Origin of the sequence: Achromobacter sp. Bel, from assembly GCF_012928505.1 — a bacterium.
GTDB lineage: Bacteria > Pseudomonadota > Gammaproteobacteria > Burkholderiales > Burkholderiaceae_B > Achromobacter.
In genome coordinates this window covers 21,382-30,361 of record NZ_JABBJN010000068.1, presented here as the reverse complement: position 1 = coordinate 30,361, position 8,980 = coordinate 21,382, and the positions used below count along the sequence as shown (strand labels likewise).

General features: G+C 66.2%; 11 protein-coding genes. 8 read left to right on the top strand and 3 right to left on the bottom strand.

Translation table 11 applies throughout. The features are described 5' to 3' along the window. On the bottom strand, positions 1-238 hold a 238-nt coding region (locus HG262_RS27440; protein ID WP_348984430.1), incomplete at its 3' end, for a winged helix-turn-helix domain-containing protein. A 202-nt stretch (positions 239-440) separates the two neighbouring features. On the opposite strand from HG262_RS27440, the gene HG262_RS27435 reads away from it, so the two are divergent. Further along, the gene (locus HG262_RS27435) at positions 441-1,361 is read left to right on the top strand and encodes a DMT family transporter (protein ID WP_169274016.1); all 921 of its coding nucleotides are present in this window, start codon (positions 441-443) and stop codon (positions 1,359-1,361) included. Then, positions 1,358-2,002, top strand: a complete 645-nt coding sequence (locus HG262_RS27430) for a LysE family translocator (protein WP_169274015.1) — start codon at positions 1,358-1,360, stop codon at positions 2,000-2,002. Before HG262_RS27435 ends, HG262_RS27430 begins: the two co-directional genes overlap by 4 nt. A gap of 10 nt (positions 2,003-2,012) precedes the next feature. Here the strand turns inward: HG262_RS27430 and HG262_RS27425 are convergent, their stop codons facing one another. Together HG262_RS27425 and HG262_RS27420 are read right to left on the bottom strand one after the other, a co-directional pair. Further along, the gene (locus HG262_RS27425; protein ID WP_169274014.1) at positions 2,013-2,705 is read right to left on the bottom strand and encodes an LrgB family protein; all 693 of its coding nucleotides are present in this window, start codon (positions 2,703-2,705) and stop codon (positions 2,013-2,015) included. After that, positions 2,695-3,105 (bottom strand): CidA/LrgA family protein, encoded by a 411-nt coding sequence (locus HG262_RS27420; protein ID WP_169274013.1) that lies wholly within the window; start codon positions 3,103-3,105, stop codon positions 2,695-2,697. The genes HG262_RS27425 and HG262_RS27420 overlap by 11 nt, the downstream gene beginning before the upstream one ends. A 95-nt stretch (positions 3,106-3,200) precedes the next feature. On the opposite strand from HG262_RS27420, the gene HG262_RS27415 reads away from it, so the two are divergent. The 6 genes from HG262_RS27415 (at position 3,201) to HG262_RS27390 (ending at position 8,965) form a co-directional block, all read left to right on the top strand. Then, positions 3,201-4,088: a LysR family transcriptional regulator gene (locus HG262_RS27415; RefSeq protein WP_169274012.1), complete on the top strand. Its 888-nt coding sequence runs from the start codon at positions 3,201-3,203 to the stop codon at positions 4,086-4,088. Between the two features lie 39 nt (positions 4,089-4,127). Further along, complete coding sequence (locus tag HG262_RS27410; protein ID WP_169274011.1) at positions 4,128-5,015, top strand: alpha/beta fold hydrolase; 888 nt, start codon at positions 4,128-4,130, stop codon at positions 5,013-5,015. 196 nt (positions 5,016-5,211) lie between these two features. Then, the gene (locus tag HG262_RS27405; protein ID WP_169274010.1) at positions 5,212-6,123 is read left to right on the top strand and encodes a dihydrodipicolinate synthase family protein; all 912 of its coding nucleotides are present in this window, start codon (positions 5,212-5,214) and stop codon (positions 6,121-6,123) included. A 103-nt stretch (positions 6,124-6,226) separates the two neighbouring features. Then, entirely contained in the window at positions 6,227-6,982 is a 756-nt protein-coding gene (locus HG262_RS27400; protein WP_169274009.1) for an ABC transporter ATP-binding protein, read from the top strand. Continuing rightward, positions 6,975-7,700 carry an ABC transporter ATP-binding protein gene (locus HG262_RS27395; RefSeq protein ID WP_169274008.1) on the top strand — a complete coding sequence of 242 codons (726 nt, stop codon included), beginning with the start codon at positions 6,975-6,977 and terminating at the stop codon, positions 7,698-7,700. Before HG262_RS27400 ends, HG262_RS27395 begins: the two co-directional genes overlap by 8 nt. A gap of 59 nt (positions 7,701-7,759) precedes the next feature. Beyond that, entirely contained in the window at positions 7,760-8,965 is a 1,206-nt protein-coding gene (locus HG262_RS27390; protein WP_169274007.1) for an ABC transporter substrate-binding protein, read from the top strand. Positions 8,966-8,980: the final 15 nt, after the last annotated feature.

Here is an 8,980-nt window from a genome sequence, read left to right as displayed (position 1 = left end):
TCTTCCGATCTCCGCTGCGCGCGCGGACGAAGAAGCCCGCGCCGCGGCGCGATTGGACCAGGCCACGGGCCACCAGCCGGTCATACGCCTCGACGACCGTGAAGCGGCTGACGCCCGACTGTTCGGCCATCTTGCGGATGGATGGCAGGCGGGTGCCGGGCCGCAGCCCCTGCTCGTCGATGCGGCGGGCCAGGCCGTCGGCCAGTTGCGTCACCAGGGAAGCATCGGCCTGGCGCACGGGCAGCCAGGGCATGGAGGGCGCGGAAGCAGGAGCAACTGTCATGGGGATTCGACCAGGCCAGTGATTAAAGTGATATGCCTAAGTGTACCGGTACTGTACCGATAACAATGCGTAGAGTGACAGCAATACGGAAAGCCCGCAACTGCGGGCATCCCCCGCCCGTCCCACCCGTTTCGCCCCGCACTTCCTGGCAACCGTCATGACCCGATCCACGCTCTATCCGTCCCCCCAGACGGCGCCCCTCGCTCCCCCCTCCGTCTGGGAGGGCTATGGCTACGGCTTTCTGGGCGTGCTGGTTTTTTCCCTGACACTGCCGATGACGCGGCTGGCGGTTACCGAACTGGCGCCGCTGCTGGTGGGCCTGGGACGCGCGCTGGTGGCCGCGGTGCCGGCGATCGCCCTGCTGTGGCTGACACGCAGCCGGCGGCCGAACCGCCAGGAATGGCCCGGCGTCATCCTGGCCGCGCTGGGCATCGTCGTGGGTTGGCCGCTAGCCTCTACCCTGGCGATGCAAAGCGTGTCGTCTTCGCATGGCGCGGTATTCAACGGCTTGCTGCCGTTGTCGACGGCCGCGTTCGCGGCGCTGCGCAGCGGCGAACGCCCGTCGGCTTCGTTCTGGGGCTGGGCAGTGGTGGGCGCCGCGCTGGTCACGACCTTTGCCTTGCGCCAAGGCCACGGTACGCTGTCCACGGGCGACCTGTGGTTGCTAGTGGCCGTGGTGCTGGGCGGCATGGGCTATGCCGAAGGCGCCCGCGCGGCGCGCACGCTGGGCGGCTGGCGCACGATATGCTGGGCGTTGGCGATCAGCGCGCCGGTGGTGCTGGCGCCGGTCGGCTGGATGGCCGCGCAAGCCCAGTGGCCTGGCGCCACCGTGGTTTCCGCCTGCGCCTATCTGGCGTTCGGCTCGATGTTCCTGGGATTCTTCGCCTGGTACCGCGGCCTGGCCGTGGGCGGGATTGCCCGAGTGGGTCAAGTGCAGTTGCTGCAACCGTTCCTCACGGTCGTGGCGGCGGCATTGTTTTTTGGCGAATCCGTGGAGCCGTCGACATTTTTGTTCGCCGCTGCCGTGATCGCCGTTATCGCCGGCGGACGCCGTGCCATTGTCAGGACCAAAAAATGAATCTGCTTCCCACCAACTGGGCCGACGTCCCCCTGGCTTCCGCCTCCTTGCTAGGCCCGCTGGCGCTCTTTGCGCTGGTCAGCTCGATCACGCCGGGGCCCAACAACGTCATGCTGGCGTCGTCGGGGCTGAACTTCGGCTTTCGCCGCAGCATGCCGCATCTGCTGGGCGTGAACCTGGGCTTCACGCTGATGATCTTCCTGGTGGGCATCGGGCTGGGGTCGGTGTTCCAGCAAGTACCCGAGCTGTACACGGTGCTGAAGTACGCCGGCGCCGCGTACCTGCTCTACCTGGCCTGGAAGATTGCCAATTCCGGTGGCATGGAAGACGGCGAAGCCCGCGGCAAGCCGTTTACCTTCCTGCAAGCGGCGGCGTTCCAATGGGTCAACCCGAAAGCGTGGGTGATGGCGGTGGGCGTGGTGGCGACCTACACGCCGCAGAACGGCTTCTTCGCCAACCTCATCATCGCCACGCTGGTCTGCGGCATCGTCAACCTGCCCAGTATCGGCGTCTGGGTGACGTTCGGCACCGCGCTGCGCCGGGTGCTGCACAAGCCCTGGGCGGTCCGCGCGTTCAATGTGGGCATGGCGCTGCTTCTGGTAGCGTCCCTGTACCCGGTGGCGCTGGAACTGCTGCGCTGACGCCTTCGCGTCAGGCCAGCAAGCCGACAACGACAGCGGGCGTGACCAGCACGTTGAACAGTCCGGCCATCACCATCACCAGGCCCGCGACGGCGCCCTCCTCGGCCGCCAGTTCGCGGGCCTTGGCCGTTCCGGCGCCGTGCGCGCCCATGCCGAACAGCGCGCCCCGCGCCAACGCTGAACGCAGCGGCAGCCAGCGCCGCATCAGTTGGCCGATGGCTGCGCCGAACACGCCCGTCACGATCACGAACACCGCGGTCAGGTCCGGCACGCCGCCCACATGGGCCGACACTGCCACGGCGAAGGGCGTGGCGACCGAACGCGGCAGCAGGCTCAGCCGCAGGTCGGGCGGCAGGTCAAGCAGACTGCCCAGCATCCAGGCGCTGACGCCGGCGATCAGGCTGCCCACCGCCACCCCGGCCGCCAGCACTGGCCAGTAGCGCCAGATGAGGGCGCGCTGCTCATAAAGCGGCAGCGCGAAGGCCACGATGACCGGGCCCAGCATTGCCATGAGCCAATGCGACCCGGACATGTAGTCGCGGTAGCCAGTATGCAGGACGATCGCCAACCCCAACAGCAGCGCGGGCGCCACTACCAGGGTCGACGCCCACCAGTACGCATGGCGGCGATAGAACAGCCGCGCGCAAGCGTAGGCCGCGACGGTGGCCACCGGCCAGAACAACAGGTTGAACTCAGACGGCATGGCGGTTCATCCAGCGATAGCAAAGGTCGATGGTCAGCGCGGTGCCGGCCATGACCAACGCGGTGCCCAGCAGGATGACGACCAGCAACTTGACGCCCAGCATCCCCAGGAACTCGCGGTGATCCAGCAAGGACATGACCGCAGGCACGAAGAACAACAGCATCTCGGTCAGCAGCCAACTGGCGCCACGGTGCACATTGCGCACCCGCAGGCGCCGCGTGGCCAGCAGCGCCAGCACCAGCGCCATCCCGATGACGCCGCCCGGTACCGGCAGGCCAAAGGCATTGGCCAAGGCTTGGCCCAGCAGGGCAAACAGGACGATCAAGGCGATTTGCAGCACGCGGCTGCGACGCAGCGCAAGGCGCAAGACACGGGCGGGACGGGGAAATGGGCGAGACATGGGGCAGTTCCAGCGGCAAGTTGATGTTTTACGCCTGCCCTGCCCATAGATAAAATGAATTCGAAGAATCCAACTTATTCCATATAGGCATATCCATGGACCTGCGCCCATTGCGCGCCCTGGTGGAAGTGGTTCGCCAAGGCGGCTTTTCCCAGGCTGCCAAGACCATCCACGCCACGCAACCCACCGTCAGCAAGGCGGTGCGCCAGCTGGAGGACGAACTTGGCCTGCCATTGCTGGACCGCCACGCGCAACCCGTCCGGCTGACGGAAGCGGGCGAAATCGTCTATCGGCGCGCCGTGGTGATGTTGGCGGAACGCGACGACCTGTATGCCGAACTGGACGATCTGAAGGGACTCAAGCGCGGCGTGCTGCGGCTGGGTTTGCCGCCGCTTGGCAGCAGTTCGCTGTTTGCGCCAATGTTCGCGCGCTTTCGCAGCCGCTACCCGCAGATCGAGATCAGCCTGGTGGAGCACGGCAGCCGCCGCCTGGAGGAAATGGTGATGGCGGGCGAGATTGAGCTGGCGGCGTCGCTGCAGCCCGTTCCCGGCAATGTGGAATGGCAACCTGTGGCGCGTGAGCCGCTGATGGCGTTGTTACCTGCCGACCACCCGTTCGCGCACGCCGAATCGGTGGGACTGGCCGATCTGCGCAAATCGCCATTCATCCTGTTCGAAACCGGCTTCGCCCTGAACCGCATCATCCACGACGCGTGCCAGCGGGCGAACTTCACCCCCGCCGTCGCGGCGCGCAGCGGCCAGATCGATTTCATCGTGGCGCTGGTGGCGGCGGGGTTGGGCGTGGCCTTCCTGCCGCGCGTGAAGGCCAACGATCCCCTGCCCGCAGGCGTTTGCCGCGTGCCGCTGCGCGACCCCGGCACCGATTGGGAGATGGTGCTGGTGTGGCGGCGCGGGGGTTATCTGTCGCATGCGGCCCAGGCGTGGCTGGCCCTGACGCGGGAGGCGCATCCCGGAGTATCCTGATGCCGGAACCCAACCGGCCCCCACAGGGTCATAGCTTTCATGCCCGTCTTGCCCCGACTCTCCGCCCGCCGGCTTTTCGTCGCCGCCCTGCTTGCCGCCGCCAGCGTGGTGGGCTGCTCACAGCTGGACTCCTGGCAACGCCAGACGATCTTTTCCCCCCAATCCGAACCGCAGACGTGGTGGCGCGAGCCCGCCGCCGGCACCGAGGTCTACGACCTGGCGCTGGCCAATGGCGACAAGGTCCGCGCCTGGTATTGGCAAAGCCCCAAGGCGGGCGCGCCGACGGTGCTGTACCTGCATGGCGCGCGCTGGAACCTGAATGGCAGCGCCTTCCGCATCGACGGCTGGACGCGCATGGGCTATTCCGTCCTGGCCATCGACTACCGCGGCTTCGGCGCGTCCACGCCGCGCCTGCCTTCCGAGGAAAGCGCGTTGGAAGACGCGATGGCCGGCCTGAAAGAGCTGGCCAGGCTTCAGCCCGACGCCGCGCGCCGGTTCGTGTACGGGCACAGCCTGGGTGGCGCCATCGCCATCGACCTGGCCGCGCGCCCCGAACAGCCGGATTTTGCGGGCCTGATCGTGGAATCCAGCTTCACCAGCATCGGCGCCATGCTGGGCACCCTGCGCTGGGGCAAGGTGCCGGGCGCGGGCCTGCTGGTCACGCAGCCTTTCGATTCGGTGGACAAGCTGGCCCGCATGCACACGCCGATGCTGTTCATGCACGGCACCGCCGACCGCGTCGTGCCGCACACCATGAGCGACGAGCTCTTCGCCGCCGCGCGCAACGTGGCGCCGGACCTGAAGCGCCTGGTGAAAATCGAAGGCGCATCGCACTCGGGCGCCTTCCGCAGCGGTCCGCAGTACGACGCCGCCGTCAAGACGTTCATGCAGGACGCGACCCAAGCCTACAAGCGCAAAACCGGCTGACGGCCGGCCCCGCGCCGCATCGACGTCCCGCCCCGCGCGGGACTTTTTCTTGCCTGCGAACCGCCCTCCGCCGGGAAAACCCGATCTCGGGAAACTCCCATACAAAAATATCTATTAAATATATTTAACGAATATTAGACTTTGCTTCAGCTCGCCGCTCCGCCATTGAAGCGACGGCATCTTGAGGAGAAGCCAGTTGAGTAACGTGCGTTGGCAGGGCGTATTTCCTGCCGTAACCAGTAAGTTCCATGCCGACGAAACCCTCGACTTCGAAGCGATGCGCAAGCATTTCGGCTTCCTGATCGACAACGGGGTCCACGGCCTGGTCACCTGCGGCTCGCTGGGCGAAGCCAGCACCCTGACGCTGGAAGAAAAGCTTGAGGTCACGCGCTGCGCGGTGGAAGTCAGCGCCGGCCGCATCCCCGTGCTGGCCAACGTGTCGGAAACCAGCACCCGCGAAGCGCTGCGCTTCATCAAGGCCGCCGTCGGCCTCGGCGTGGACGGCTTCATGCTGATGCCGTCGCTGATCTACGTGGCCGATGCGCGCGAAGCAATGCAGAGCATCCGCACCATGGCGGAAGCGGCGCAAAAGCCCTGCATGATCTACAACAACCCGGTCGCCTACCGCGTCGACCTGAAGACCGAGCACATGGCCGAACTGGCCGATTGCCCGTGGCTGGTCGCCATCAAGGAAAGCAGCGACGACATCCGCCGCCTGACCGACCTGCGCAACGCGTTAGGCACGCGCTACCAACTGTTCATCGGCGTGGACGACCTGTCGTTCGAAGCCCTGGCGCTGGGCGCGGACGGGCTGCTGGCCGGCCTGGTCACCGCCTTCCCGCGCGAAACCGTGGCGCTGTACGACCTGATGAAGGCCGGCAAGTGGCAAGAGGCGCTGGCGCTCTACCAATGGTTCACGCCGCTCTTGCACCTGGACGTGTCGACCAAGCTGGTGCAGAACATCAAGCTGGCCGAGACCCTGGCCGGTGTTGGCAATGAACACGTGCGCCGCCCTCGCCTGCCGCTGATCGGCGCGGAACGCGAACGCTGCACGGCCATCATCCAGGCCGCGATGGCCAAGCGCCCCAAGCAATACCAGTCGGCGTAAGCGCCCGTTCCCGGACGCAGCTCCCCGCAGCACGAACCCTGCGCCGCGCGGCAATCCGCCGCGAGGCGCAGGGGCCTGTCCCCCTGCACGCCTATCGGACACCATGCACAGCGACATCATCCTTCAGACCCGGGGCTTGACCAAGGAATTCCGCGGCTTCGTGGCGGTCAACAACGTCGACCTGAGCGTGCGGCGCGGCGCCATCCATGCCCTGATCGGCCCGAATGGCGCGGGCAAGACAACGTTCTTCAATCTGCTGACCAAGTTCCACATCCCGACGCGCGGCGAGATCGTGTACGACGGCGTGGACATCACGCAGGAACGCCCCGCGCAGACGGCGCGCCGCGGCATCGTACGTTCGTTCCAGATATCGGCCGTGTTCCCGCAACTGTCGGTGCGCGAGAACGTGCGCGTGGCCCTGCAGCGCAAACTGGGCGTGGACTACTGCTTCTGGCGGTCGGAGCGCACGCTGGAAAGCCTGCACCACCGTGTCGAGGAACTGCTGGACCAGGTCGGCTTGCGCACCCACCTTGACGTGGCAGCGGGCGACCTGCCCTACGGCCGCAAGCGCACGCTGGAGATCGCGACCACGCTGGCGCTGGAGCCGGAACTGCTGCTGCTGGACGAACCCACGCAAGGCATGGGCCACGAGGACGTGGACCGGGTCAAGCACCTGATCAAGCAGGTGTCCGCGGGACGCACGATCCTGATGGTCGAACACAACATGAAAGTGGTGGCGGACATCTCCGACACCATCACCGTTTTGCAACGGGGCGAGATCCTGGCCGAAGGCCCCTACGCGACCGTGTCGGAAGACCCCGCCGTGCGCGAAGCCTACATGGGAGCCGAAGATGAATGAAGCCGTGGCCGGCGCCGCCGCGAACATGCTGGAAATCCGCAACCTGCACGCCTGGTACGGCGAATCGCACATCCTGCACGGCATCGATCTGGACGTGAAGCCCGGCGAATGCGTGACGCTGCTGGGCCGCAACGGCGCGGGCCGCAGCTCGACGCTGAAATCCATCCTGGGCCTGGTGGGCCGGCGCAGCGGTTCGATCAAGGTCCAGGGGCAAGAAACGGTGGGCATGCCCACCCACAAGATCGCGCGCCGGGGCATCGGCTATTGCCCCGAAGAACGCGGCATCTACGCGTCGTTGAGCGCCGAGGAAAACCTCATGCTGCTGCCCTCGGTGGGCCCCGGCGGGATGTCGGTGCAAGAGATCTACGCGATGTTCCCCAATCTGAAAGAACGCGCGCACAGCCCCGGCACGCGGCTGTCGGGCGGCGAACAGCAGATGCTGGCGATGGCCCGCATCCTGCGCACCGGCGCCCGCCTGCTGTTGCTGGACGAAATCACCGAAGGCCTGGCCCCCGTCATCGTGCAGTCGCTGGGCCGCGTGATCCGGCAATTGAAAGAGCGCGGCTACACCACCGTGCTGGTCGAGCAGAACTTCCGCTTCGCGCAGCATCTGGCCGACCGCCACTACGTCATCGAGCACGGCCAGGTGGTCGCGGTGATCGACCGCGCCGAAATCCAGCAGTCGCAGGACAAGCTGAACGCGTTGCTCGGCATTTGATGTCCCCCGCTGTATTCCTTCCGACCGCAGTCCCCCATTCCTACACGGAGCGTAGTCAGATGAAATTGAATCGAATCGCAGCAGCGCTGCTTACCCTGGGCGCGGCCGGCGCGGTCCACGCGCAGGCCAAGATCAGCGACGACGTCGTCAAGGTCGGCGTGCTGACCGACCTGTCGGGCGTCTACTCCGACCTGGCCGGCAACGGCTCCGTGATCGCCGCCCGCCTGGCCGCCGAAGAAATGGGCAACAAGGTGCTGGGCAAACCCGTGGAGGTGGTCGCCGCCGACCACCAGAACAAACCCGACGTGGCCGCCAACCTGGCCCGCGAATGGTTCGACCAGGGCAAGGTCGACATGATCACCGACTTCCCCACCGCGTCCACCGCGCTGGCCGTGATGGAGATCGCCAAGCAGAAGAACCGCGTGACGATGCCTTCGGCCGGCCTGTCCACGGCGATCCTGGGCGAAAAGTGCTCGCCGCTGAATGCGCAATGGACCACCAACACCTATGCGCTGGCGGCCGGCACGGCGCGCGCGCTGGTCCAGGAAGGCAAGAAGACCTGGTACTTCATCACCGCCGACTACACCTTCGGCCACTCGCTGGAAAAGGACGCGACCGAAGTCATCAAGGAAAACGGCGGCACCGTCGTAGGCGTGTCGCGCCACCCGTTCCCGGGCAACGATTTCTCGTCGTTCCTGCTGAAGGCGCAGGCCTCGAAGGCAGACGTGATCGCGCTGGCCAACGCCGGCAACGACACCGTCAACGCCGTGAAGCAGGCCAACGAATTCGGCATCAACAAGAAGCAGATCGTGGCGCCGCTGCTGACGTACATCTCGGACGTGCACAGCATGGGCCTGCCCAAGGCGCAAGGCATGTACCTGACCGAAGCGTTCTACTGGGACTACGACGACGCCTCGCGCGCCTGGGCCAAGAAGTTTTTCGAGAAGGCCAAGAAGATGCCGACGGCCTCGCAGGCCGGCGTGTATTCCGCCACGCTGTCGTACCTGAAGGCGATCGAAGCCGCAGGCACGGACGATGCGCCCACCGTGATGGCCAAGCTGCGGGAAATGACCATTAACGACGCCGTGATCCGCAACGGAAAACTGCGCGCGGACGGCGCCCTGGTGCACGACATGCTGCTGTTGCAGGTAAAGACGCCTGCCCAATCCAAGGCCCCCTGGGACTACTACAACGTGAAATCGGTGTTGAAGGGCGAGGACGTGTTCCCCAAGCCGCAGGCCGCCTGCCCGCTGAACAAGTCGTAACGCCACCCACGCCGA

Coding starts and splice junctions, on each gene's coding strand:
- HG262_RS27395 (WP_169274008.1), top strand. CDS start 6,975: ATGAATGAAGCCGTGGCCGGCGCCGCCGCGAACATGCTGGAAATCCGC.
- HG262_RS27420 (WP_169274013.1), bottom strand. CDS start 3,105: ATGTCTCGCCCATTTCCCCGTCCCGCCCGTGTCTTGCGCCTTGCGCTG.
- HG262_RS27435 (WP_169274016.1), top strand. CDS start 441: ATGACCCGATCCACGCTCTATCCGTCCCCCCAGACGGCGCCCCTCGCT.
- HG262_RS27430 (WP_169274015.1), top strand. CDS start 1,358: ATGAATCTGCTTCCCACCAACTGGGCCGACGTCCCCCTGGCTTCCGCC.
- HG262_RS27400 (WP_169274009.1), top strand. CDS start 6,227: ATGCACAGCGACATCATCCTTCAGACCCGGGGCTTGACCAAGGAATTC.
- HG262_RS27415 (WP_169274012.1), top strand. CDS start 3,201: ATGGACCTGCGCCCATTGCGCGCCCTGGTGGAAGTGGTTCGCCAAGGC.
- HG262_RS27390 (WP_169274007.1), top strand. CDS start 7,760: ATGAAATTGAATCGAATCGCAGCAGCGCTGCTTACCCTGGGCGCGGCC.
- HG262_RS27425 (WP_169274014.1), bottom strand. CDS start 2,705: ATGCCGTCTGAGTTCAACCTGTTGTTCTGGCCGGTGGCCACCGTCGCG.
- HG262_RS27410 (WP_169274011.1), top strand. CDS start 4,128: ATGCCCGTCTTGCCCCGACTCTCCGCCCGCCGGCTTTTCGTCGCCGCC.